This window comes from Comamonas suwonensis (assembly GCF_012844455.2).
Classification (GTDB): Bacteria; Pseudomonadota; Gammaproteobacteria; order Burkholderiales; family Burkholderiaceae_C; genus Comamonas; species Comamonas suwonensis.
This window is the reverse complement of record NZ_JABBCQ020000007.1, coordinates 185,832-209,377: the sequence shown is the minus strand read 5'-3', so window position 1 is coordinate 209,377 and position 23,546 is coordinate 185,832. Positions and strand designations below refer to the sequence as shown.

22 protein-coding genes and 2 tRNA genes are annotated in these 23,546 nt (G+C 57.5%); 9 read left to right on the top strand and 15 right to left on the bottom strand.

Translation table 11 applies throughout. The annotated features are described in order from the left end of the window. Nucleotides 1-208 precede the first annotated feature (208 nt). The 5 genes from HF327_RS10210 (at nucleotide 209) to HF327_RS10190 (ending at nucleotide 6,331) form a co-directional block, all read left to right on the top strand. Nucleotides 209-2,353, top strand: coding sequence for a bifunctional diguanylate cyclase/phosphodiesterase (locus HF327_RS10210; protein WP_236024130.1), 2,145 nt, complete (start codon nucleotides 209-211; stop codon nucleotides 2,351-2,353). A gap of 143 nt (nucleotides 2,354-2,496) precedes the next feature. Continuing rightward, complete coding sequence (locus tag HF327_RS10205; RefSeq protein ID WP_099737629.1) at nucleotides 2,497-4,050, top strand: fumarate hydratase; 1,554 nt, start codon at nucleotides 2,497-2,499, stop codon at nucleotides 4,048-4,050. A 116-nt stretch (nucleotides 4,051-4,166) separates the two neighbouring features. Next, nucleotides 4,167-4,397 (top strand): hypothetical protein, encoded by a 231-nt coding sequence (locus HF327_RS10200; protein WP_169108108.1) that lies wholly within the window; start codon nucleotides 4,167-4,169, stop codon nucleotides 4,395-4,397. A 633-nt stretch (nucleotides 4,398-5,030) separates the two neighbouring features. Further along, nucleotides 5,031-5,621, top strand: a complete 591-nt coding sequence (locus tag HF327_RS10195) for a hypothetical protein (protein WP_169108107.1) — start codon at nucleotides 5,031-5,033, stop codon at nucleotides 5,619-5,621. Nucleotides 5,622-5,692: 71 nt separating this feature from the next. Beyond that, complete coding sequence (locus HF327_RS10190) at nucleotides 5,693-6,331, top strand: DUF938 domain-containing protein (RefSeq protein WP_169108145.1); 639 nt, start codon at nucleotides 5,693-5,695, stop codon at nucleotides 6,329-6,331. A 112-nt stretch (nucleotides 6,332-6,443) separates the two neighbouring features. Here HF327_RS10190 and HF327_RS10185 read toward each other — a convergent pair whose 3' ends face one another. From HF327_RS10185 to HF327_RS10150, 8 genes are all read right to left on the bottom strand, one after another. Next, nucleotides 6,444-7,316: an LOG family protein gene (locus HF327_RS10185; protein WP_169108106.1), complete on the bottom strand. Its 873-nt coding sequence runs from the start codon at nucleotides 7,314-7,316 to the stop codon at nucleotides 6,444-6,446. A gap of 216 nt (nucleotides 7,317-7,532) precedes the next feature. After that, nucleotides 7,533-7,910 (bottom strand): fluoride efflux transporter CrcB, encoded by a 378-nt coding sequence (gene crcB, locus HF327_RS10180; protein ID WP_169108105.1) that lies wholly within the window; start codon nucleotides 7,908-7,910, stop codon nucleotides 7,533-7,535. Nucleotides 7,911-7,954: 44 nt separating this feature from the next. Continuing rightward, nucleotides 7,955-8,383 (bottom strand): monovalent cation/H(+) antiporter subunit G, encoded by a 429-nt coding sequence (gene mnhG / locus HF327_RS10175; protein WP_169108104.1) that lies wholly within the window; start codon nucleotides 8,381-8,383, stop codon nucleotides 7,955-7,957. Next, nucleotides 8,380-8,658: a K+/H+ antiporter subunit F gene (locus tag HF327_RS10170; RefSeq protein WP_169108103.1), complete on the bottom strand. Its 279-nt coding sequence runs from the start codon at nucleotides 8,656-8,658 to the stop codon at nucleotides 8,380-8,382. Before HF327_RS10170 ends, mnhG begins: the two co-directional genes overlap by 4 nt. Then, a complete protein-coding gene (locus HF327_RS10165; protein WP_169108102.1) occupies nucleotides 8,655-9,155 on the bottom strand; it encodes a Na+/H+ antiporter subunit E in 501 nt (166 codons plus the stop codon). Before HF327_RS10165 ends, HF327_RS10170 begins: the two co-directional genes overlap by 4 nt. Continuing rightward, entirely contained in the window at nucleotides 9,152-10,981 is a 1,830-nt protein-coding gene (locus tag HF327_RS10160; protein WP_169108101.1) for a monovalent cation/H+ antiporter subunit D, read from the bottom strand. The genes HF327_RS10165 and HF327_RS10160 overlap by 4 nt, the downstream gene beginning before the upstream one ends. Further along, nucleotides 10,978-11,343 (bottom strand): Na+/H+ antiporter subunit C, encoded by a 366-nt coding sequence (locus HF327_RS10155; RefSeq protein WP_099737638.1) that lies wholly within the window; start codon nucleotides 11,341-11,343, stop codon nucleotides 10,978-10,980. Before HF327_RS10155 ends, HF327_RS10160 begins: the two co-directional genes overlap by 4 nt. Further along, nucleotides 11,343-14,318, bottom strand: a complete 2,976-nt coding sequence (locus tag HF327_RS10150; protein ID WP_169108100.1) for a monovalent cation/H+ antiporter subunit A — start codon at nucleotides 14,316-14,318, stop codon at nucleotides 11,343-11,345. The genes HF327_RS10155 and HF327_RS10150 overlap by 1 nt, the downstream gene beginning before the upstream one ends. Nucleotides 14,319-14,542: 224 nt before the next feature. On the opposite strand from HF327_RS10150, the gene HF327_RS10145 reads away from it, so the two are divergent. From HF327_RS10145 to murI, 4 genes are all read left to right on the top strand, one after another. Beyond that, nucleotides 14,543-15,022 (top strand): GNAT family N-acetyltransferase, encoded by a 480-nt coding sequence (locus HF327_RS10145; RefSeq protein WP_169108099.1) that lies wholly within the window; start codon nucleotides 14,543-14,545, stop codon nucleotides 15,020-15,022. Nucleotides 15,023-15,066: 44 nt separating this feature from the next. Continuing rightward, nucleotides 15,067-15,603: a hypothetical protein gene (locus tag HF327_RS10140; RefSeq protein WP_236024129.1), complete on the top strand. Its 537-nt coding sequence runs from the start codon at nucleotides 15,067-15,069 to the stop codon at nucleotides 15,601-15,603. A gap of 74 nt (nucleotides 15,604-15,677) precedes the next feature. Beyond that, the gene (locus HF327_RS10135) at nucleotides 15,678-16,163 is read left to right on the top strand and encodes a hypothetical protein (RefSeq protein WP_236024128.1); all 486 of its coding nucleotides are present in this window, start codon (nucleotides 15,678-15,680) and stop codon (nucleotides 16,161-16,163) included. Nucleotides 16,164-16,249: 86 nt separating this feature from the next. Continuing rightward, a complete protein-coding gene (murI, locus tag HF327_RS10130) occupies nucleotides 16,250-17,122 on the top strand; it encodes a glutamate racemase (protein WP_169108097.1) in 873 nt (290 codons plus the stop codon). A gap of 3 nt (nucleotides 17,123-17,125) precedes the next feature. Here murI and HF327_RS10125 read toward each other — a convergent pair whose 3' ends face one another. The 7 genes from HF327_RS10125 to HF327_RS10095 form a co-directional block, all read right to left on the bottom strand. Continuing rightward, the gene (locus HF327_RS10125) at nucleotides 17,126-17,737 is read right to left on the bottom strand and encodes a M48 metallopeptidase family protein (RefSeq protein WP_198460455.1); all 612 of its coding nucleotides are present in this window, start codon (nucleotides 17,735-17,737) and stop codon (nucleotides 17,126-17,128) included. Nucleotides 17,738-17,810: 73 nt separating this feature from the next. Next, nucleotides 17,811-18,443, bottom strand: coding sequence for a DUF6806 family protein (locus HF327_RS10120; RefSeq protein ID WP_169108095.1), 633 nt, complete (start codon nucleotides 18,441-18,443; stop codon nucleotides 17,811-17,813). A gap of 227 nt (nucleotides 18,444-18,670) precedes the next feature. After that, nucleotides 18,671-18,759 (bottom strand) — tRNA-Leu (locus tag HF327_RS10115). Between the two features lie 98 nt (nucleotides 18,760-18,857). Next, nucleotides 18,858-18,933 (bottom strand) — tRNA-Gly (locus HF327_RS10110). A gap of 98 nt (nucleotides 18,934-19,031) precedes the next feature. Beyond that, entirely contained in the window at nucleotides 19,032-20,654 is a 1,623-nt protein-coding gene (locus tag HF327_RS10105) for a FadD3 family acyl-CoA ligase (protein ID WP_169108094.1), read from the bottom strand. A 3-nt stretch (nucleotides 20,655-20,657) separates the two neighbouring features. Continuing rightward, entirely contained in the window at nucleotides 20,658-21,725 is a 1,068-nt protein-coding gene (locus HF327_RS10100; RefSeq protein WP_169108093.1) for a ferredoxin--NADP reductase, read from the bottom strand. Between the two features lie 81 nt (nucleotides 21,726-21,806). Further along, nucleotides 21,807-23,546 (bottom strand): FAD-binding protein, encoded by a 1,740-nt coding sequence (locus HF327_RS10095; RefSeq protein ID WP_169108092.1) that lies wholly within the window; start codon nucleotides 23,544-23,546, stop codon nucleotides 21,807-21,809.

The window sequence follows — 23,546 nt, the reverse complement described above, 5'->3', positions numbered from 1 at the left end:
ACGCACCATACGGCAAGCGGCTTAGCACATAAGTCAATACCAGCTCAGCTCAAAAACCGCAATCCCTACCCCATTCAACATCCTTGAATGGGCAAGAGCCGAAATAGGTAGTTACATTAGGCCCGCATCGGGCACAGAAACCGATCAGCCTTGCTGAACCAACACATTAATGCTCTCTGACCTTTCCACCCCTCTCGCAGATTCTTTCATGGCATCAAGCTACAGCTTGGTGACCGTGGGCTTTTCCATCGTCATCGCGGTAATGGCCTCGTATGTCACGCTGGGCCTGGCCCGTCGCGTGCACTTGGCCTCAGGGGGCATTGGTCGCATCTGGTGGTTGATTGGTTCCATGGTGATGGGCACTGGCATCTGGGCCACCCACTTTATCGGCATGCAGGCGTTTCAACTGCCTATCTTGCTAGGCTATCGCGGCGCGCTGACCCTGATTTCATGGGTCGCTGCCGTCGCAGCCTCCGCTCTGGCTTTTGGGGTGACCACCAAGACGGAATACCGCTGGCCGCATTTTGTGACGGCCTCGCTGGCCATGGGCGGCGGCATCTGCGCTATGCATTACCTGGGCATGCTCGCCATCGACATGTCCATCCCCATTGTCTGGAACTGGAGTTTTGTCGCCATATCCGTCGTGATTGCTGTGCTGGCATCCGCCACGGCTCTCAGCCTGTTTCGCATCATGTTTTCGCTCTCAGGCAAGAAACTGCGACTATTTCAGGTGCTGGCAGCGCTGGTCATGGGCTTTGCCATCTGCGGCATGCATTACACCGGCATGTCAGCGGCCAGCTTTGCCAGCGGTGCCATCTGCCTGAGCGCTGAGGCGCTGAACGGTCCTGAGCTGACCACCATCATCGTCCTCACCACGGCCATGCTGCTCATCGCAGCCATGTTCAGCACCGTTCTGGATGCCCGATTGCAAAGCACGGCCTTCAAACTCAACGAGTCATTGAAGGAAAGCAATAGCAAGCTGCAGCTGGCTAATAACGAGCTGCGCCAGCGCGCCTTTGCTGACCCGCTGACCAACCTGCCCAACCGCCTGCTATTTGAAGACCGTCTGATTCACGCCCTGTTGAGGCTGGAGCGCACCAACCGCTCCAGCGTCAAAGACCGACTGGGCATTCTGTTTGTGGATCTGGACGGTTTCAAGCCCATCAATGACTCCTTCGGCCACGCGGCAGGCGATGAGATTCTGATTGGCGCTGCCCAGCGCCTGCTGGCACAGGCGCGCTCCAGCGACACCGTGGCCCGTGTGGGTGGCGATGAATTTCTGGTACTCCTTGAAGACGCGCAGGATGCTGCGGCCTGCATGGCCGTCGCCAATCGAATTCTGAAAAGTCTGAGCCAGCCCTTTCAGCTCGGCAACAAAGAGCTGCAGATCACCTGCTCCATCGGCATCGTCGTTTTCCCCGACCATGGCGACCGCGACCACCTGATCGCCAATGCAGACGCTGCCATGTATGTCGCCAAACGCAATGGCGGCAACAGTTTTGCGGTGTTCGAGCCCCATATGGGCAGCGATGCTTCAGAGCAGCTGGAGCTGCAAAGTGATTTGCGCAATGCCATTCAGCGCCAGCAAATGTCTCTGCATTACCAGCCAAAAATTGATGGTGAACGCGGAAGCATCATCGGGGTTGAGGCCTTGCTGCGCTGGACTCACCCTGAGCGCGGAATGATTGCACCCGACATCTTCATCCCGCTGGCCGAGCGCTTTGGCATCATCATCAACCTGGGCAACTGGGTCATTGAAGAAGCCTGCCGCCAGCTGGCCGAATGGCGCGGCATGGGACTGCAAATGCGTGTGGCCATCAATCTTTCCGTGCATCAGCTGCGCGAAAGCGGGTTGGCAGAACGCATCACCCAGACCCTGCAGCGCCACAACGTGCAGGCCAGCCAGCTACTGTGCGAAATCACCGAATCCGTGGCCATGGAAGACACGCAGGCCACCCAGCGCACTTTTGAAGAGCTGCGCGATATCGGCGTCTACCTCTCCATTGATGACTTTGGCACCGGCTACTCCAGCCTCAACTACCTGCGCCAATTGCCCGCGCAGCAGCTCAAGATTGACCGCAGCTTCATCCGCGATCTGGAAACCGAAGAAGATGCCCGTGCCGTAGTTCATGCCGTCGTTCATCTGGCCCACGCGCTGGGCCTGCGCGTGGTGGCTGAAGGGGTTGAAACCGCCGCTCAGCGCGACATTCTGCTCAATATGCACTGCGACGAGCTTCAAGGCTACTTCTACGCCAAGCCCATGCCTGCCGACCGACTTCTGGCCTGGGCCAAGGGTGACAAGCAGGATGACCAGGCCGACTTCTCCACATCCATCCTCGGTGGATTGAGCTAAGGCTCAGATCCGCAACATCAGCCCAAGTCATATATAAGACTTGCGGGTTATGGGCTGCAAAACTTGTCGTCTGGCACCATAATCATGGGGTTTACCGTACGCACCCCACGCGTACAGAAGATTGCAACCCCGAGAAGCCCCCGATGACAACCTCCATCCGCCAGCAGGACCTGATCGACTCCGTCGCAGGTGCCCTCCAGTACATCAGCTACTATCACACGCCGGATTTCATCCAGCATCTGGCCCGCGCCTATGAGCGCGAGCAAAGCCCTGCGGCCAAGGATGCGATGGCGCAGATCCTGACCAACTCCAAGATGAGCGCCACCGGCCAGCGCCCCATCTGCCAGGACACGGGCATCGTCAACGTGTTTCTGAAGGTAGGCATGGATGTCAAGTGGGACGGCTTCACCATGGGCCTGGAAGACGCGGTGAACGAAGGCGTTCGCCGCGCCTACAACCACCCCGACAACACCCTGCGTGCCTCGGTGGTGGCAGACCCTCACTTCAAGCGCAAGAACACCAAGGACAACACGCCTGCCGTCATCAACGTGCAGATCGTGCCCGGCAATACGGTGGAAGTGACCGTGGCGGCCAAGGGCGGTGGCTCCGAGAACAAGTCCAAGATGATCATGATGAACCCCAGCGACGACCTGGTCGAATGGGTTTTGAAGACCATCCCCACCATGGGCGCGGGCTGGTGCCCACCGGGCATGATCGGTATCGGCATTGGCGGCACGGCTGAAAAAGCTGTTTTGCTGGCCAAGGAAAGCCTGATGGAAGATCTCGACATGTACGAGCTGCAGCAAAAAGCAGCCAGCGGTGCAGAGCTCGATGACGTGGAAAAGCTGCGCCTGGAGCTGTTCGAAAAGATCAACGCCCTGGGCATTGGCGCCCAAGGCCTGGGCGGCCTGACCACGGTGCTGGACGTCAAGATCAATATGTACCCCACGCACGCGGCCTCCAAGCCCGTGGCCATGATCCCCAACTGCGCCGCTACCCGCCACGCCCACTTCGTCATGGACGGCAGCGGCCCAGTGTACCTGGACCCTCCGTCGCTGGACACCTGGCCCAAGATCGACTGGGAGCCTGACTACAACAAGTCCAAGCGTGTGGATCTGAACACCCTGACCAAGGAAGAAGTCGCCAGCTGGAAGCCCGGCGACACCATTTTGCTGAACGGCAAAATGCTGACCGGTCGCGATGCTGCCCACAAGCGCATTCAGGACATGCTGGCCAAGGGCGAAAAGCTGCCCGTGGACTTCACCAATCGCGTGATCTACTACGTGGGCCCGGTTGACCCCGTGCGCGACGAAGTGGTTGGCCCTGCAGGCCCGACCACCGCCACCCGCATGGACAAGTTCACCGAGATGATGCTGTCGCAAACCGGCCTGATCTCCATGATCGGCAAGTCCGAACGCGGCCCTGTCGCCATCGAAGCCATCAAAAAGCACAAGAGCGCTTACCTGATGGCCGTGGGCGGCGCTGCCTACCTGGTCTCCAAGGCCATCAAGCACGCCAAGGTCGTGGGCTTTGAAGACCTGGGCATGGAAGCCATTTACGAATTCGACGTGGTGGACATGCCCGTGACCGTGGCCGTTGACGCTGGTGGTACCAGCGCCCACATCACAGGCCCTGCAGTCTGGAAAGAAAAGATTGCAACGGGTGAATTCAAGGGGATCAGCGTGGCCGGTGCTTGATTGCTCATTTGATCAAACGCCTGCTTTTGTCATAAAAAACCGCCTTTGGGCGGTTTTTTATTTTCAACCCACCGATCTGCTTTCAGATGATTGATTCCCAGCTGGTACCCAGCACATTGCGCCACCTGATTCCACTCGCGCAAAAGTTTGGCGTCACCGATGACCTCGCCCGGGAAGCCATCGTTTCTTGCGCCTCCTTGGCAGAGATCGCAGTTCTCAAGCAAGCCGTTCAAGCCAACGATGCATTGCTGGATGCCTGGCTATCCGAGACCGAGGCGACCGGCCCAAGCTTCTCAAATGAATACATTGCCTTCAGCGCAATGCGCATGGCAGCAGACTTGGCATGACTGTTGAAGGTTTTTCTGTCGCGTGTGCAGCCATCGAAATTTTCCGAAGCGTGACAACCATCCCTTGGTCAATATGAGGCAGCAATTCAGAGTTTCACCTCTAGGGTTTGCATGGGCAAACATGCGTGCACGGGCCTGACATGAATCAGATCCATGGAAACCCATGAACCGCTATTTGTTTCAAACCCTGAGCAAGGCGCAGCAGCTGATTGCCAAGATCGTTGAGTAGAGGCGAAGCAAGCCCTGTGCCGTCGACCTGCACGACAGGTAAACAGTGCAGGCCGCAGCGCCAAGCCGATGCAGAAATCACTAAGCCTTCCGTCGTTACAACGGGCAGCGATCCGTACCCAATCTCTACAAGGCTTCAAGGATGAGGTTGCGCCGCAGAAAGTGGCCGCCCAATAACGAGCCTCGTCAGCTGAGAGCCACTTCTGGCATTCAAGGGTTTGAAGTGAAATGAGCGGTAGCGCTTATCTAAAAAGCGTATCCCGCTATGCTTTTTATATTCAAAAGCGCTTTGACTGATGACAGCACCTATTTGAGAGCGCCGGATTTCTTCTAGTATGGCTCCATACCCTACACTGCAAGCTGCATCAGCAAAGCATCAGAAATCGAGTTCGACAAGGAGTTCACATGCGCAAGCCTTTGGCTTTGTTGACAGCCACCGCCACGGCTGCGCTGCTGGTAGGCTGCCTGATACCGGAGCGCTTTACCGCCAAGGTCGATGTGCACCCTGATGCCAGCTTCAGCTATCTCTTTGAGGGCACGGCCGTCGATGCCATGGGCATGATGAAGCTGAGAAAGCAAGGCCTGCTGAGCGAAAAAGACCAGCAGGGGCTGGCCGCTGAAGCGCAGCAGATGAGCAGCGAGCCGGATGTCAAAAAAGCGGTTTACAACGGCAACGCGCGCTTCACACTGGAAATTGCGGGCCAGCGCATTGCGGGTGAGTCTTTGCGGCTGCTGGATATGTTCAGCGTGCAGACCGACAAGGACGGCGTGATGACAATTGCAGCCAAGCCACTCAAGGAGAAGGAAAAAAGCGACTTTTCGCAGCTGGGTATCAATGTCAACGGCAAGCTGAAAGTCCGCCTGCCCAGCAATGCCGAGGTGATCTCGCAAAATGCCAGCGCCACACCCGTGCTGGGTCTAGGTTCCTACAGCTGGAAAATTGGCGGCCTTGGCGTACGCCCTGAAATCAAGCTGCGCTTCAAGCCCGCGTCCTGACACCTCCTGATCACCTCGGATCTCCGTCCAAGGCGGGCATGATGGAGGATCTTTGCGCCATCTCTACCGCCATGCACCACACAACGCCCCCAAACACCCAGCTGCCTTTTGCGCAGGCTTGCGAAAACAACCAAGCCCCCATTCTTGCGGTGCTGCAAACGGCACTGCAAAGCAGCCGACATGTGCTGGAGATTGGCTCGGGTACCGGCCAGCACAGCGTGTACTTTGCGCCGCGCCTGCCGCAGCTGACCTGGCAGACCAGCGACCTGACCGATAACCACCCCGGCATTCAGGCATGGCATGCCGCCCAGACCGCGCCCAATCTGCGTGCGCCGCTGGAGTTTGATCTGGCCACCAGCGCCTGGCCCACGCCAGCAGATCAGCCTGGGTTTGACGCTGTGTTTACCAGCAATACCTGCCACATCGTGGCCTGGCCGCTGGTGCAGCGCATGTTTGAGCTGGTGGGCACACATCTGCCTGCAAGCGGCGTGTTTGCCATCTATGGCCCATTCAACTATGGTGGCCGCTTTACCAGCGACAGCAACCAGGCCTTTGATGCATGGCTGCGCCAGCGTGATGCCCGCAGTGGCCTGCGTGATTTTGAAGCCGTGGTGGCGTTGGCCAAACTGCACGGCATGCAACTGCAGCGCGATGAGGCCATGCCAGCCAATAACCGCACGCTGGTGTTTCGTAAATCGCTGTCTCAGTGATCAAGAAGATAAGCCTTGAGCACCTACTCATATTGCACCTAAAGCGATGAATCAATGATCAACAAAAAAGCTGCCAAGGCAGCTTTTTTGTTGGGGTACAGCTTGGGCCCTGTCAGTTCCAGCCGTCTCGATAGAACTGCTGAATGAGCGCCCAGGCTTCGGCTGGATCGTCCGTGTAACGGAACAGATTCAGGTCCTTGGCGGAGATGGTGCCTTCCTCGATCAGCGCATCAAAGTTGAGCACCTTCTTCCAGAACTCGGTGCCAAACAGAATCACAGGTACGGGCTTGCTCTTGTGGGTCTGCACCAGCGTCAGTACCTCGAACAGCTCATCCATGGTGCCAAAGCCGCCGGGGAAAGCCACCAGAGCCTTGGCGCGCATCATGAAGTGCATTTTGCGCAGCGCAAAGTAATGGAACTTGAAGCTCAGCTCCGGCGTGATGTAGGGGTTGCCATGCTGCTCGTGTGGCAGGTAGATGTTGAGACCCACATTGGGCGCACCCGCATCATGCGCGCCGCGATTGGCGGCTTCCATGATGCCGGGGCCACCGCCCGTGCAGATGTAAAAGCGCTCACTGGGTTCCTGCTTCATGCCTTCGGTCGCCACGATGCGGGCGAACGAACGCGCGGCTTCATAGCGCTGGGCGTTGCGCAGACCACGCTCAGCCAGGGCTATGCGTTGGGTATCGCCACTGGCTCTGGCTTGTGCGAGCTGCTGCTGCGCCTGATCCATGTCCATGAAGCGGGCGCTGCCATAGACCACGACAGTGTGCTCTATGCCGCGCTCGATCTGGGTCAGGTCGGGCTTGAGCATTTCCAGCTGCATGCGGATGCCACGGGTTTCGCGGCGGAACATGAATTCCGGGTCAGCGAAGGCGAGGCGGTTGGATTGAGGCTCCAGCTCTTTGCCGTTATGGGCCTGGTTGTGCAACTCAGCCCAGGCATTGGCCAGATCGGTATCAGACAGGGGGGAAGAGATTTGCATGAGCCCTCAGTTCTTAGAATGCTGAGCAGCACGGGCTACGGGATCATCAAGGATTTAGTAGCGCTGACCGCCCATCCATCAAACACTTCAATATCAAATACACCTGTAGTGCATGTGATGCTTGCACTATACGCTCACAAAGCGATAGCTCATCAGAGTATTTAGCCTCTGAAAGCCAAAGCCATTTGCCTTAATAGTGGTGAATGGCGCAGCCACTCAGCGAACCATCCAGACGTTCCAGCTCAGCATACCGACATAGGTCATACACAGCGAGCCCACAAGGTGAATCGCAGCCCAACCCAAGGCTGCCGCCAGGCGCTGCTGCTGCAACAAGCCAATGACTTCGGCCGAATAGCTAGAAAAAGTAGTCAAGGCCCCCAGAAAGCCGGTGACGAGGGCGAGCCTCCAGACGGGATCAAGCTCGGGCATGGCCTGAAACAGGGCAATGCAGACCCCGATCAGATAACCACCAATCAGGTTGGAAGCCAGAGTACCCCAGGGCAAGCCTGTCCCGTTACTGAGCCACAAACCCAGCCCCCAGCGCGAAAGCGCGCCCAGACTGGCCCCCATACAGATGGCAAAAATATTGAGCATGGTGGCCAATTTAGCGCAAGAAAGGCCGCGATGCAGACCTGCCCTCAGCCCTTCGCTGCAGTGGCTTTGATTTCGGCGTCTTCCACCTCTTCTTCATCCAGCGGCTCGTTGCGCACCAGATTGCTCAGTGTGGGCGGCACGTCTTCGCCAGACCGGCGCGAGCGAAACAAGGCCGCGCGCATGAGGAAGATGGTCGTAATAGGCACGGTCACCGCCACAAAAATGGCGATCAGCACCGAGTGCATGACAAAGCCCTGACCACTCACCGAAAAATAAATCCAGGTGGCATGCATGATGAGCCAGCAGCCCATGGTGGCGATGATGGATGGCGCATGCACACGCTCGAAGTAGCTTTTGAGCCGCAACAGGCCCAAAGAGCCCATGAGCGCAATCAGCGCCCCCAAAAACACCAGTGCAGCCACAAGGATCTGAGCCCACAGCGGCAAGTCCACGCCCATAACGTCTGTGCTCATTCGATCACCTCGCCACGCAGCAGGAACTTGGCCATGGCCGTTGAGCCCACGCAGCCAAACAAGGCCACCAGCAAGGCGGCCTCAAAGTAGTTGGTGCTGTCATACAAAATGCCCATGACAAGCATGACCAACATGCCGTTGAGATACATACAGTCCAGGGCCAGCACGCGGTCTTGAGCATGCGGGCCTTTGAGCAGACGCAGCACCGAGCAGCCCATGGCCGCCAGCAGCATGAACAGCGAGGCAATCAGCGCCCAATAAAACCAGGGGTTCATTCAAAAATCTCCATCAGCGGGCGCTCATAGCATTGCTTGATATGGTCAATCACTTGTTGCGCGTCTTCCACCTCCAGCGCGTGAATGAGCAGCATGGAGCGATCACGCGAAATTTCGGCCCAGGCCGTTCCGGGTGTGATGCAGACAATCATGGCCAGCACTGCAAGACCGTTGGGATCACGCAGCTCAAGCGGAATATGTACAAAGCCCGCAGGATGACGGCGCAGGCGCGGGAACAGCAGAAACCGCAACACATTGAAGTTGGACACCGTGGTGTCTTGCACCACGCGAAATGCCAACTTGAGAATGGTCAGTGGATGACTCACCCGCACGGGCAATGGGCGCAGCCCACCCAACAGCACGGGGATGAGCAGACCCAGAATCAGGCCCAGCACGATCTGCCCGGCACTGACTGAGCGGTTGAGCAGCAGCCAAAGCACCAGCAATGCCACAGACAGCAGTGGCGCGGGAAAGATGGATTTCATCAGGTGCTTCATAGGCGAGTCTCTTCTTTCTGGTTCGCAGCGCTCGTGGGCTTGGCGTCCTCCGAACTCTCGCTTTCCTCACCAATACCTGGTACCGGCGCGGCCTGCATTTCCTGCGCCGCAGCACGGGCCGCAGCCTCCGGGCCTGCAGCTTCCTGGGCCTTCTTTTGTTTGGGGGCTGGCACAGGCTCCAGGCCCATCACAGTACGCACATAGACATCCGGTGAATGCAGGGCGTTCGCCGCGCGCTGGGTGTAGCGCATCACATCATCAGCCTTGACAGACAAGGCCACGCAGCACAGTAGCAAAGCCGCAATAGGCAGGCCTTCCGCCACCTTGAGTGAAGGCGCGTTTGTCTCTGGGTTGGCCCAGAAGTGGCGAATACCAGCACGCGTCAGCGCCAGCAACGCCATCAGCCCGGTGATGATGAGCAAAGCCACCATGCCCCAACCCAGCACGCCAGGATTGACCCCGGCAGACATGCCCATGCCCAAGGGGTTGAGCAAGCTGGTCAGCATCGCGAATTTACCCAGGAAGCCCGCCAGCGGCGGCAAGCCCGAGATGAGCAAGGTGCACGCCATAAAGCTCAAGCCCAGAAAAGCGGCGGCAGCGGGAAAGGCGCGACCAATCAGCAGCTCTTCCTCATCATCCAGGTTGAAGCCTTCAGATGGCAGCAGCTCGGCGTTGAGGAAAGGTGCTTCATCGTCCTCATAAGGCTCGCCCTCTTCCTCAGCGGTGCGCCAGCGGTCAACCACATCCGCAATCAGGAACAGTGATGCAACAGCCAGTGTGGAGCCGGGCAGGTAGTACAGCAGACCCGAAGTCAGTAAATTCTGGCCAAAGCCTGTAGCGGCCAGCAAGGTGCCAGACGACAGAATGGCCGCAAAACCCGCCAGATGCGTCAGCCGCTGCGAGCCCAGCATACCGATGGCACCAAACGCCATGGTCAGCATGCCACCCACAATCAGCCAAGTGCCGCCAAAAAGGGCCGATGCTCCGGCTTCCGAGCTGAAAAGCAGCGTCCACAGACGCAAGATGACATAGACGCCGACCTTGGTCATCAGCGCAAACAGCGCGCCCACGGGGGCGGTTGCTGCGCTGTAAGCGGGTACCAGCCAGAAGTTCAACGGCCATAGCGCGGCCTTAATTAAAAAGGCCGTTCCCAGCACGCCCGCAGCTGCGTGCAGCAGGCCACGGTCAGCATCCTGCACCAGCGGAATAGCACGGGCGAGATCCGCCATATTGAGCGTACCCGTGATGCCGTAGAGCATGGAGACACCAATCAGGAACAGCGAGGATGCTGCCAGATTGATAGCAATGTAATGGAGCCCGGACTGAATGCGCGTGCTGCCAGAGCCATGCAACAGCAAACCATAAGAGGCTGCGAGCATGATCTCGAAAAACACGAACAGATTGAACAAGTCCGCCGTGATGAAAGCGCCACTCAACCCCATAAGCTGCAGCTGGAACAGCGGATGAAAATGCACCCCCGCCTTGTGCCAGCGCGCAGCAGAGAACACCAGCGATGCCAGCGCCACCACATAGGTGACCAGCAGCATCAGAGCGGTGAGCCGATCCATCGCCAGCGCAATGCCAAAAGGCGCAGGCCAGTTGCCAGGCATATAGACCGACATGGTGACGGAGGAGCCCGCCTGATTGGTCCAGCCCAGCAGCATGACCACGATCACCAGACTGATGGTGGTGGACAGAATATTCATGCCCAGCTTCAAGCGCTGGCGCTCCTCGCGCAGGAACAGCATCAACGCTGCGGTCAGCATGGGCAGCAAGATGGGGGCCAGCATCAAGTGCGGCATCAGGTACTCAATCCAAGCCGTCATAGCATTTCCTGCTCGTTGCGTGAGTGCAGACCATCTACGTGGTCATTACCCGAAGATCCACGCGATGCGAGCAGCACCACCAGAAACAGCGCCGTCATGGCGAAACCGATGACGATAGCCGTCAGCACCAGTGCCTGAGGCATGGGGTCAGCATAGTGAGACAAGTCTGTAGGCACGCCGTTTTGCAACACCGGCACCTTGTTGATAGCCAGTCCCTGGCGACCCATGGCAAAAATGAACAGGTTGACGGCATACGACAGCAACGCCAGCCCCATGATGACCTGATAACTACGCGGGCGCAGCAGCAGCCAGACCCCGGAACCGGTGAGCACACCGATGGCAATGGCCAGAACGATTTCCATTACATACCTCCCCGTGCCAGTGCTTCGGCCGTTGCGGCCTGCACGGCGGCTTCTGCCTTCTTGGCTTCTTGTTCCTGCTCTTCCAACAAGCGTGCATGGAAACGATGACCGCGCACCGATTGGTGAGCAATCGCCGTCAAGATCAGCATGGTCGAGCCCACAACCAGCGCGAACACACCAATATCAAAGAACGTGGCACTGGCGAGATGTACATGCCCCACCAGCGGCAGTGAAAAGTCAAAGCTGTGGCTAGTCAGGAAGGGGTAGCCCACGAAAATGGAGCCCATCCCCGTGCCCAGCGCAAACAGCAGTCCCGCAGCAATCCAGCGACGCGGGTACAGCGGCAAGTGTGCCTCGACCCAGTGTGTACCAGAGATGATGTACTGCATCAGCAAAGCAACGGAGAACACGAGACCCGCCACAAAACCGCCACCGGGTTGGTTGTGACCACGCACAAAAATGTAAGCAGCCACCAGCGCTGCAAATGGCAACAGCAATCGCACCAGTACCGCTGGCACCATCAGGTAACCCACGGCCGTATCACTGGCGTTGCGAGGGTTGAGCAAATCAGTCTGCAAGTCACCTGGCACATAGCGCTGCTGCTCAGGAATGTCCATCGCCTCACGCGCGGGACGGAAGCGGCGCAACAAGGCATAGATGACGATGGCCACAATGCCCAGCACCACAATTTCGCCAAAAGTATCAAAGCCCCGGAAGTCCACCAACATCACATTGACCACATTGGTGCCACCACCACCGCCCAGAGCGTTCTCAAGGAAAAAGGTAGAAGAGCTTTCGTAGAAGGGGCGGCTCATCATGGCAAAGGCCAGCCACCCCATACCACCGCCGGCGATCAACGACAGCATCAGATCACGCAGTCGGCGCGCCTTGGCACGTGCATCAGCGCTGTCCGCCACGCGCATGTTTTTGTCACGCTTGGGCAACCAGCGCAGGCCCAGCAAGATCAGTACCGTGGTCGCCACCTCCACCACCAGCTGGGTCAAGGCCAAATCAGGAGCCGAGAACCACAGGAAGGTCAACACCGTGCACAGGCCCGTTCCGCCCAGCATGATCAAGGCCGTCATCCGGTGGTATTTGGCCTTCCAGGCAGTCCCCAGCGCGCACAAGCAACCAATAGCCCAAAGCATTACAAAAGCCCATGAAACTGGCAAAGTGCCGCGATTACCCAGCTTCATGCCCCAGATCCACAGCGGCAACGCCGCTGCCACCAGCGCAATGCTTACCAGCCACAGCATCTGCCACTGCAAGCGGCGGGTAGACAGATTGCGGCGCCCAGCCCGGCCCAGCCAGGTGATGCGGGCCAGCAAGTTCTCAAAAATCACACGACCACTGATACGGCCCAGCACGGGCGTGGTGTCGAAATGCCCTGCCGTACGCTGCCAGCGCAGCAACGTATAGAGCAAGATGCCACCCGCAAGCGCCACAAGACTCATGATGAGAGGCATATTCCAGCCATGCCAGATGGCAAGGCTGTACTCAGGCAAGTCGCCGCCTACCACCGGCGCGGCAGCAGCCGCCAGAAAGTCGCCTACCGCCCATGCGGGCAAGATACCCACAATCAGGCAGGCCAGCACCAGCAACTCAACTGGCACACGCATCCAGTGGGGCGGCTCATGCGGCTCATGCGGCAGGTCAGTCGCCTTGGGGCCAAAGAACACATCGACCGTATAGCGCAGCGAATACGCCACGCTGAACATTCCTGCCACAGTGGCCACCACCGGCAGCACCGTCTTGACCCAGGGCGCGGCATCCAGATAAACGGTCTCGGCAAAGAACATTTCTTTGGAGATAAAACCGTTGAGCAGTGGCACTCCCGCCATGGCCGCACTGGCCACGCAAGCCAGCGTGCCGGTAATCGGCATCATGTAGCGCAGTCCCGATAGCCGCCGGATATCTCTTGTACCGCTTTCGTGATCCACAATGCCCGCCGCCATGAAGAGCGACGCCTTGAAGGTGGCGTGATTCATGATGTGGAACACCGCTGCCACCGCCGCCAGCTTGCTGTTTAAACCCAGCAGCAGGGTAATGAGGCCCAGATGTGAAATCGTTGAATACGCGAGCAACCCCTTCAGATCATGTTGAAACATCGCGCAATAGCCGCCAATCAGCAGCGTTAATGCACCTGCTCCCCCCACCATCCAGAACCAGGCATCGGTGTCTGCCAGCACTGGCCACAGCCTTGCCAACAAGAACACCCCCGCCTTGACCATGGTGGCCGAATGCAGATAAGCCGATACCGGCGTAGGCGCTGCCATGGCATTGGGCAACCAGAAGTGAAAAGGGAATTGAGCACTTTTAGTCAACGCACCCAGCAAAATCAAAACTAATGCCAACAGATAGAGGTGACTATCTCGAATCTGCTGTCCTGCGGCCAGCACGTTATCCAAGTCATAGCTGCCCACGATATGACCGAGCACCAACATACCCACCAGCATGGCCAATCCACCGGTGCCCGTGACGGTCAACGCCATGCGCGCACCCCGCCGCGCATCCTTGCGGTGGTACCAGTAGCCGATCAGCAGAAAGGAGAAAAGACTGGTCAGTTCCCAGAAGAACACCAATTGAATGATGTTGCCCGAGAGCACTACCCCCGCCATAGCCCCCATAAAAGCCAGAAAAAACGAGAAAAAGCGCGGAACCGGGTCTGCAGGTGACATGTAGTAGCGCGCATAAAGCACCACCAGTGCACCAATACCAAAGACCAGCATAGCAAACAGCCACGCAAAGCCATCCATGCGAATCACGAGATTCAGCCCCAAAGCAGGCAGCCAGGGAATCTCCTGCCTTAGTACAGCCCCATCCGCCATTTCCGGGAAGAGCATCCCGACTTGTACGGCACAAACCAGGGCAATGATGCCGGCCAGCGTGGACTCTTTATTACGAGCGTTCGCAGGCAATAAAGCAGCCAGAATGCTGCCAGCAAAGGGTAAGAGAATGAGGTAAATCAGGGGCATGGGCGGATTATTCTAGGGGGTGAGGTGTTTTTACCGCTATAAAAACCTGAGCATTTAACTGCCTTTAGACGACTTTTCGCCGTCAATTGACGCATGAAAATTCATCAAAACAGCGGGTTGCATGCAGATAAAAACCAGCAATAGCAGGACTAAAACATCCTGACCGCATACCCCAACCCCTTGTTTGAATTCATTTTTACCAAACTCTAAGCACCTGCCAACCCATGCATATACGCAGCCACCAGACCGGAGATGAACCAGCGCTGTGGAACATATTTCACAGCGCCGTCCATCAATTGGCAGCCTCACACTACACGCCAGAACAGCTCCATGCATGGGCACCAGATCAGCCAGACTGGCCTGCATGGACTGCGCGTATGCAGGCGCTGCAACCCTTTGTCCTGATAGCCCCGAACGGTCAGCCGGCAGGTTATGCCGACCTGCAGCCCAATGGTTACATTGATCACTTTTTTATAGCGCCATCCTACGCAAGGATAGGCGCAGGCAAGCAATTAATGCAATATCTGCAACAACTGGCCAAACAGCGCGGCCTGAAAGAGATCAACGCTGACGTCAGCTTGAACGCCCAACCCTTTTTTATGAACTCTGGCTTTGTGCTGGTGCGCCAGCAGCAGCCTGTCATACGCGGCGTTGTTCTGGCCAATGCCCATATGCGTCAAAGCCTGAAGCCGTCTTTGAAATAATGAACTGGCTCTGGAAACCCAAGACACCCACCCCACAGAAATGGATGATCTCCATTTTTCTGCTGTCGCTGATTGGCGCTCTGGCCCCCATCATCTGGCGCAGCTTTGTGCCTGCTGCCCACTGGCAACTGCAGTCTCTTTATGGCGCACTGCTACTCACCATCGCTGGCGGGCTATGGCTGCGCAGCCTGTATCGGCGCAAGCTCTGGCGCCCAGCTGGCCCCTGGACAGACTACGGCCCTATCAAGCGCTGGCTGATGACCGCACTGTGCGTCTGCTTTTTCGTCTTTGTGCTCTGGCTGGATCTGGTTGCCACGCTGCCAATGGCCTACACACGCATGATGGGCGACGACGTAATGTTTACAAGCACCGCGGAGAAAAAGCGCGGTTCTGGCCGCCATGCCTGCCGCCAGCAGCTCAAATTGCCAGACATTCACTACATTTTGTTTGAGTTCTGCCTGAATGAGGACTCTTTTAACGATTTACCCGATGGCCCGCTGCCCGCTCGCATCTCTGCGCGCCAGAGCTACTTTGGCAGCAGCATTCACACGATTGAGCTAGCCGTTCCGCGTGCCCAATAGCCCTTAAGAACCAACGCATGCGATTACTTTTACTCCCTCTCATGCTCCTCTCCGGTCTGGGGCTGCTGTGCAGCATGACTCTGCACATTGCCTCACTCACAGGCCACGCCATCCAGCTGCAAAACCTGCTCACGGAGGATATGCAGTTCCGCGCCATGACCAGTATCACCGCAGGCATTTTTGTGGTGTGGCTGCCCGCAGCCCTGATCGCCCAGCGCATCAACAAAGGTAACCGATTGAAGTTTTCCTGGAAGGACGTGCTTGCAGGCTGCCCGCAATGGATGAGCTACGCCGTCTACGGTCTGTTTGCCTATGCATTTATCAACTTCTTTCTATCCATCTCCACACGCGAGATGGACAGCCAGCAAGGTCTTCGCACCTTCTCAGGCCACTGGATGCTGTTTTACGGTATGGCGCTCTGTATCTTCTTTTCGAGCTGGAGACGCCCTTCACTGCTACGCACCCGACACTGCCTGGCCGGACATGAAGTGGCGCATAACGATCAGTTCTGCTCACTTTGCGGTCTGCCTGCGGTACAAAGCGGGCAAGATGAGAACTAATTCAAGGCCTTGCACAGACCCACATTGCCCAAAGCAGCGCATACTGATGCCCGCCTCTGTCCACACTCCACATGAACGTCCGCGCCATGCCCACCTCTCGATCCCCGATCGGTATTTTTGATAGCGGTGTTGGCGGTCTCAGCGTGCTGCAGGCACTACGCCATGAACTGCCACACGAGCAGTTTGTGTACCTGGCAGATAGTGGCAATGCCCCCTATGGCGATGCGCGAGGGGATGCCTTTGTGCAAGAGCGCAGTCTGGCCATCGCCCAGCACCTGCTTGCACAGCATGACATCAAGATTTTGGTAGTGGCTTGCAATACCGCCACGGCAGCGGCCGTGGAGCTACTTCGCTCCCGCCTGCCGGAGCTACCCGTGATCGGGGTGGAGCCCGCAATCAAGCCCGCATCGTTTTCCAGCCAGACCCACCATGTGGGTGTTATGGCAACGCGCGCCACAATCAACAGCCAGCGCGTGGCACGGCTGGTAGCCGATCACAGCGAGCGAGCTCAATTTCATCTGCAAGCTTGCGACGGGCTTGCCAAAGCCATTGAGCGCAGCACCGAGCAGCCTTTGTCAGAGCAGGCTGACAATTCAGAAATCAGAGCGCTTTGCACAAGATACACAAGCGCTCTAGGCAGTTTTGGTCAAAAAACAGGGCAAATGGACACACTCGTGCTAGGCTGCACACATTACGTATTTGTCAAAGACGATCTGCGCGCATTGCTGGGCCCAGATATTCAACTGCTAGACACTGGCGCCCCCGTCGCCCGTCAGACTCGTCGCATGCTGGAGCAACGCGCACTGCTGGCCCCTGAAGCCGATTCACAGCAGGTTCAGCTTCAGACCACCGGCACCTTGAGCGCATTGCAAGCCGCCGCTCAGCGATGGCTTGCCTTGCCTGCAAGCTGCTGCGTGATAGTGAACGTGCCATCGCTCAACGCTGCAATGACGACCTGAGCATCAAGATCCACCCCAAAGCGGTTCACCACCGCCATCCAGATAACTAAGATAAAAACGCACATCAAATTCGAGCTGGTGATACTCAGGCTCCATGTGCATGCACAGCTGATAGAAGGCTTTGTCGTGATCCATGATGCGTATATGGGCCAGCTCATGCACGCAAATCATGCGCAAAAACGCATCAGGTGCCTGCTTGAACATGGCCGCAATATGAATCTCATGCCTGGCATTGGTCTTGCTGCCATGCGCAATAGAGCGCCGCGTGTGCAAGCCCAAAGCATTGCGCATCACATGAATCTTGCTGTCATAAGCCACCTTGTGCAGTTGGCCTGCATTACGCAAATATTCCGCCTTAATGTCGTCAACGTAGTCATAAAGCGCCTTATCTGTGCGCACCACATGGGCCTGCGGATACTTTTTCAGCAGCCACTCCCCGGCCTTTCCTGCCACTAACCATTCGCGTACCTTGCTCTGCAACGACAGCGCATAACCCGACAGATATGGCAAGGCCAGCTGCACCGGTGCATTCTCCGTCGTGGCGCGCGCAGCCCTGTCCTTGCGCAGCTGCTGTGTGATCGCGCCTGAATATTTGGGGGTAGGAATGGGCTTCATGGCAAAAGGCAAACCCTCTGTGTCACGGCCTGATGACCGCAGCGCAGAGGGTTTTTTAATTAGGGTCTGTGAATCAGTGCAGATGGCGTGGACGGCGGTTGCCTCCACCATGGCCAGATCCTGAGCCACCAGAGCCACCACGCGGGGGCTTGCCCAGCTCCAGCGAGCTGACCAGCGCTTCAAAGCGCTGGGAGAACAGCTTGTCGATTTCCTGGACTACACCACTCAGCTCAGCGCCATCAAAGTGGCGCTCCATCAGGCCGACAACATCCTGCACCAGCAGGTCACGCTGTACCTGCATGATGGCGGCGGGGTTAGGGCCCACAAAGAGCATGACGAAATCATCGCGGCTTTGCGATTCATCAGAGGCCTCTTCTTCATCAAACTCGGTATCGTAAAAAGTCACCTCAATGGCAGAGCCCTGCTCGGCCAGCTCGTTCAGGCCCATGCACATATCGTCCAGCGCCTGACGGAAGTCTTCATCACCGCGCACCGTCCAACACATCTGCAGCAGATGCTCCTTCTTGTCGAGCTGAATGCCGGGCTCTTCTTCATAAAGACTCCCCTCGGCTTCGGTCAACGAGCGCGCACCGGCATAGGCCCACAAAGGACGCAATGCGTCTTGCAGCTGCTCGTACGTAACATCAGCACGGAGCAGAACCTGACCGTGGACATGAATTTCAAAAGCAGCGTTGTAACTAGGCATCTTTTTTCTCTTGGAGTGCAGGCCCTGTCAGCATGACAGAACTGAGAACCATATTGCACCGGAATATGGGCTTTTCCAAGCTCATGAACCAATGCTGACACAAGAGTGCCAGATCGCATCTCAGACCCTGAATTTTCCCACTTTCAGCACAGCTGACATGCAAGAAGGCCTCTGAAACCACAAATACAAAAAGCCCGCTACACAAGATATAGCAGGCTTTTCAATTCTGGTGCCCCGAACCGGAATCGAACCGGTACGCTTCGTTAAAAGCGGCAGATTTTAAGTCTGCAGTGTCTACCAATTTCACCATCGGGGCCCACTTCGCAATCGGCGCACGCGCCAACGTGAAGTATTGCATCAGCCATACGACTAAAGCAATAAAAAAGGGAAGCTTACGCTTCCCTTTTCAAAACTTGGAGCGGGAAAACGGGTTCGAACCGTCGACCTATACCTTGGCAAGGTATCGCTCTACCAACTGAGCTATTCCCGCATTTCTGAAAAGTATTTCACCCAACAGAGCAGACTTGAATTATAGCCATGATTTCCAGGTGATTTTGAGAATCTGGCTACTTTTTCAATACTACGTATTCACGCCGGTTGCGCCGCCTGCTCCAGCTTGGCTTTGACGATCTGCAGCAAGTCGCGTTTTTGCACCTTGTTGGAGGCATTCACGGGCAGGCTGTCGAGTTGCAGTACAAAGCGCGGTACCTTGTAATTAGCCATATTGGCGCGGCACCAGACGATGAAGGCATCCTTGTCCAGCGTCACGCCGTTGCGCGTCACCACGCAGGCGCAGCCGACTTCTCCCATGCGCTCATCGGCCACACCGACAACAGCAATCTGAGCCACATCAGGGTGATTGGAGAGAATGCGTTCAATTTCAGCCGGGTAGCAGTTAAAGCCACCGACGATGAACATATCCTTCAGGCGGTCAGTAATGCGCAGATAACCGTTCTCATCGAGCACGCCCACATCACCGGTATGCAGCCAGCCATCGGCATCAATCGTCTCGGCCGTCGCGCCCTCATCCTCAAAGTAGCCTTGCATGATGTGATAACCACGCAGCAGCACTTCGCCGGCCTCTCCGGCAGCTACAGTCTGGCCCTGCTCGTCAACACAGCGCACCTCGGTGCCGGGCAAGGCCTTGCCGCAAGTATTGGCCACGGTTTCCACATCATCAGCAGGCTCGCACAGCGTAGCGCAGCCACCGCATTCCGTCAGGCCATAGGCGGTCGTCACGTTCTTGATGCCCAGCTCTTCGCGCATGCGCTTGATGAGAATCGGAGGAACGGTAGAAGCACCAGTCACCGACGACACCAGCGAGCTCAGGTCAAAGTTTTTGAGACCCGGGTGCGCCAGCATGGACAGAAACAGCGTGGGCGGGCCTGGCATGAAGCTAATGCGGTCGCTTTCAATGCGGCGCAGGATGGCTTCGGCATCAAAGACCTGCTCCGGATAGACCGTAGAGCCTTGCAGCAAAGCGGCCACCCAACCGGCCTTGTAGCCAAAGGTGTGGAAAAAGGGGTTAACGATCAGATAGCGGCTACCTTCGGTCAGCCCCACCACATCAGACCAGGCCTTGAAGGCCAGAATCGTCGGGCGGTGCGAGCACATCACGCCCTTGGGGCGACCGGTGGTGCCCGAGGTGAACATCAAGTCAGCTGTATCGTCTGGCTTGATCTGTGCTTCGCGCTGCTGCTGGGCTTCGGCGGTTGTGCCCTCGGCCCTGGCCATGAACTGCTGCCAGCTCAGGTCTGCACTGGGTAGCACTTTGTCGCCCAACACCACCACCTGTTCCAGCGTTGTGGGCCGCTGACCAACCAGCAGATCAGGGTAGTAGTTGTTCAGAAAATCGCCCACACACACCAGCACTCTGGCGCGGCTGCGGTCCAGAATATCGGCGGCTTCTCCGCCCTTCATGCGGGTGTTGAGTGGCACCAGTACGCCACCTGCGGCATGCACGCCGCAGGCCGCAACAATCCATTCGCTGACATTCGGTGCCCACAGCGCCACACGGTCACCGGCCTGCACGCCCAGTGTCATCAAGGCGCGAGCGGCCTGCCGACTCAGTTGCTGCAGCTGTTCATAGCTGATGGATTGGCCATTCTCGACAATCGCTGCACGGCTGGCGAAGCGGCTAACCACATCTGCCAGCATTCCAGGCAACGTCAGCGAAGCCTCGGGCAGCGCACTCTGGTTGATATTCGACATAAATTACTCCGGAAACTTGACGCGCAGCTTTTCGCTGGTGGGTACGGACTGGCAGGCCAGCGTCCACTTCTTGGACAAATCCTTGGCGTCCAGCACTTCGTTGTGGCGTAGATGGACGCTGCCGCCCTGTACCTGGCACATGCAAGAGGCGCACATGCCTGCCTGGCAGGAGTAAGGCACATTGATACCTGCGCGCAGACCCGCCTCCAGAATGGTTTCTGTACCACTGCAGGTGAACTCGTATTCCTCACCATCCAGGCGCAACTGCACCACGGCTTCATCAACCGCAGCCTCCACAGGCGCAGCCGCCTCCTGCATCTGCTGCAGGGTGTCCTCATCAGGCAGGGAGACAAAGCGCTCCACATGCACCTGCTCCGACGGCATTCCTGCTTCGATCATGGCCGTCTGTGCCGCATCCATGAAGGGACCTGGGCCGCAGATAAAGGCCTGACCAGCATCGGCCACCCAGGGCGTTGCCCAGGCCACCAGCTGTTTTTGCGACGGTGCGCCCTGCACCGAATCGAGCCAGTGAATGACTTGCAGGCGATCAGGATACTCAGCCGACAGTTGCTGCAAATCCTTCTTGAAGATCACCGAGCGCTCATCGCGATTGGCGTAGAACAGCACCACATTGCCCTGATGCTGTTTGAGCACGGTGCGTAAAATCGAAAACACCGGTGTGATACCGCTACCGCCAGCCAGCAGCAGAAAGTTCTGCGACAAATTTTTGGGCGAAAACAGACCAGACGGCGGCATCAACTCGATGGCATCACCCACGCGAATTTTGTCGCACACCCAGTTGGAACCACGCCCTTGATTCACGCGCTTGACGGTGACGCGCAGCGCATTGTCCAGCGCAGGCGCGCTGGACATGGAATAGCAGCGGGGCACATAACGGCCGTCGATAGGCAGTCGCAGCGTCAAAAACTGACCGGGGCGATAGCTGAATTGCTCGGCGAGTGCCTCGGGTACATCAAACACGATGGATTTGGTGTCGTGCGTTTCATCAATCACCGCGCTCACGCGCAGCGGGTGGTAACGCGATGTGGTTGTTGTGGCTTCACTGCTCATTTTTATTGATCCCCTTACTCACTCACACTTTTTGTCGCAGTCAGGTGCCGACGCCCCAGCACATGACTGCCCCCAAAGGGGTCAGGCCGAAACACTATCCAGAGCCACTGCTGGCTGGACTTGCACCCGCTTTTCTGGTTCGTCGCCCTCCAGCGCTAGCGCTGCTGCCTTACCTGCACGACGACCAGAAAACACGCAGTCCGCCAGAGACAGCCCGCTCACATACCGTGAAGAGGCCACACCAATGGCTGTGCGACCAGCGGCATACAGGCCGGGAATATCGCAGCCTGCGCCATTAATCACCGCGCCGTTGTCTTCGTTGACCTGGAGGCCACCCAGACTTAGCACAGCCAGCGGGAACATCTTCTGCGTGATGGAGATATCAATGGCGAACAGCGAGCCACCCTTGAACTCGTGGCGCATGCCCTTGGATTTACCCTGAGGGTCCTCAGCTTCGCCACGCGCAGCAGCATTGGCGCTGTCAAACTGGCGCTGTAAAACTGCAGCATCCATGTCCAGTTTTTTGGCCAGATCGGCAACAGACTTAGCCTTGACTGCAACCTTGTACATCAGCGCCAGCGCTGGCATGGACTGAAAGGCCCACAGACCACCAAACAGGCACTGCCACGCAGCCTGCCTGCGTAGTTTGCTATCAATAATGAGCCACCCCTTGCCACCCTGCTTTTCCATCAGCTCATAGCCCAGCTTGGCGCCATAGACCTGCTCGTTACAGAAACGCTCACCCTTGGTATTGACCACCAACCCCTTGGGCCAGACCGACGGGGGCGTGATGAAACGCCAGGCCGAGATATTGTTCAGATCCTTGCCAACGCCACCCACGGACTGACCCAGACGCAGACCCGATCCATCGCAGCCCGTGGCACCTGTCAGCCAGCCGGGCTTGTATGCCGGTGCGTACTGATCCATCAATTCAGAGTTGAAGATATAGCCACCGGTAGACAGCACTACGCCCTTGCGGGCGCGGATAAAGCGCTTCTCGCCAATCTCGCTCTCAATCTGCGCAGCTTCGCGGCGACCTGCCTGGGCGCGTGGCGCTTGATACAGACGCCACTTGGCTACCAGCTCATCGAGTTTTTTGTGGCGCTCGGTGCGTGCATCACCTTCAGGCAGCACAGTCACTTCCACACCCAGAATACGGCCGGTGACTTGCTCGCGAACCAGTCGCTGCACGCGGGCCTGAGTCAGCGTGCGAGCACCATGGGCCAGCGTCGATTGTTGAAGCGCCGCAAAAAACGTAGCACCCGACTGACCCTTGGCCACCACACGGTGACCACGCGGAGCAGGCTTTCTGACCAGTTGCGGATTGCCATAAGCAGGGACCACTTCGTTGCCCGAGTAGTACAGGTACATGCCGTCGGCAGGGTACGACGTTTTGTACGCAGGCATGGTCGACGAGAAGGTCGCACCCTGCTTTTCCAGCCAGTCCAGATTAGCCACGCTGTCTCGACTGAAACGTGCCAGCGTCTCATCGCTGACCACGCCATTGACCTCATGCTTGAGGTAAGCGGTCATGGCTTCGGGCGAATCCTCAAAGCCTGCTTGCTTCTGGTACTTGGTGCCACCACCGGCATAGACCACGCCGCCCGAGAGCACGCTGGCACCGCCGCCGCTGAAGCGGTCGATCACCAGCACTTCAGCGCCTTGCTCGCGTGCTTCAATCGCCGCGCTCGCACCGGCTCCACCCCAGCCCACGACCACCACATCGACTGCATCAGACCACTGAATCTCATCGGCAGACTGCACATCCAGTGCGGGGCCTACAGGATTAATCGTACTAATGTGTTTTTTTGAATTCGACAT

Bases quoted from the DNA above. Each gene is read 5' to 3' on its own strand.
- HF327_RS10210 (WP_236024130.1), top strand. From the start codon at position 209: ATGGCATCAAGCTACAGCTTGGTGACCGTGGGCTTTTCCATCGTCATC.
- HF327_RS10205 (WP_099737629.1), top strand. From the start codon at position 2,497: ATGACAACCTCCATCCGCCAGCAGGACCTGATCGACTCCGTCGCAGGT.
- HF327_RS10195 (WP_169108107.1), top strand. From the start codon at position 5,031: ATGCGCAAGCCTTTGGCTTTGTTGACAGCCACCGCCACGGCTGCGCTG.
- HF327_RS10190 (WP_169108145.1), top strand. From the start codon at position 5,693: ATGCACCACACAACGCCCCCAAACACCCAGCTGCCTTTTGCGCAGGCT.
- HF327_RS10185 (WP_169108106.1), bottom strand. From the start codon at position 7,316: ATGCAAATCTCTTCCCCCCTGTCTGATACCGATCTGGCCAATGCCTGG.
- crcB (WP_169108105.1), bottom strand. From the start codon at position 7,910: ATGCTCAATATTTTTGCCATCTGTATGGGGGCCAGTCTGGGCGCGCTT.
- mnhG (WP_169108104.1), bottom strand. From the start codon at position 8,383: ATGAGCACAGACGTTATGGGCGTGGACTTGCCGCTGTGGGCTCAGATC.
- HF327_RS10170 (WP_169108103.1), bottom strand. From the start codon at position 8,658: ATGAACCCCTGGTTTTATTGGGCGCTGATTGCCTCGCTGTTCATGCTG.
- HF327_RS10165 (WP_169108102.1), bottom strand. From the start codon at position 9,155: ATGAAGCACCTGATGAAATCCATCTTTCCCGCGCCACTGCTGTCTGTG.
- HF327_RS10160 (WP_169108101.1), bottom strand. From the start codon at position 10,981: ATGACGGCTTGGATTGAGTACCTGATGCCGCACTTGATGCTGGCCCCC.
- HF327_RS10155 (WP_099737638.1), bottom strand. From the start codon at position 11,343: ATGGAAATCGTTCTGGCCATTGCCATCGGTGTGCTCACCGGTTCCGGG.
- HF327_RS10150 (WP_169108100.1), bottom strand. From the start codon at position 14,318: ATGCCCCTGATTTACCTCATTCTCTTACCCTTTGCTGGCAGCATTCTG.
- HF327_RS10145 (WP_169108099.1), top strand. From the start codon at position 14,543: ATGCATATACGCAGCCACCAGACCGGAGATGAACCAGCGCTGTGGAAC.
- HF327_RS10140 (WP_236024129.1), top strand. From the start codon at position 15,067: ATGATCTCCATTTTTCTGCTGTCGCTGATTGGCGCTCTGGCCCCCATC.
- HF327_RS10135 (WP_236024128.1), top strand. From the start codon at position 15,678: ATGACTCTGCACATTGCCTCACTCACAGGCCACGCCATCCAGCTGCAA.
- murI (WP_169108097.1), top strand. From the start codon at position 16,250: ATGCCCACCTCTCGATCCCCGATCGGTATTTTTGATAGCGGTGTTGGC.
- HF327_RS10125 (WP_198460455.1), bottom strand. From the start codon at position 17,737: ATGAAGCCCATTCCTACCCCCAAATATTCAGGCGCGATCACACAGCAG.
- HF327_RS10120 (WP_169108095.1), bottom strand. From the start codon at position 18,443: ATGCCTAGTTACAACGCTGCTTTTGAAATTCATGTCCACGGTCAGGTT.
- HF327_RS10105 (WP_169108094.1), bottom strand. From the start codon at position 20,654: ATGTCGAATATCAACCAGAGTGCGCTGCCCGAGGCTTCGCTGACGTTG.
- HF327_RS10100 (WP_169108093.1), bottom strand. From the start codon at position 21,725: ATGAGCAGTGAAGCCACAACAACCACATCGCGTTACCACCCGCTGCGC.
- HF327_RS10095 (WP_169108092.1), bottom strand. From the start codon at position 23,546: ATGTCGAATTCAAAAAAACACATTAGTACGATTAATCCTGTAGGCCCC.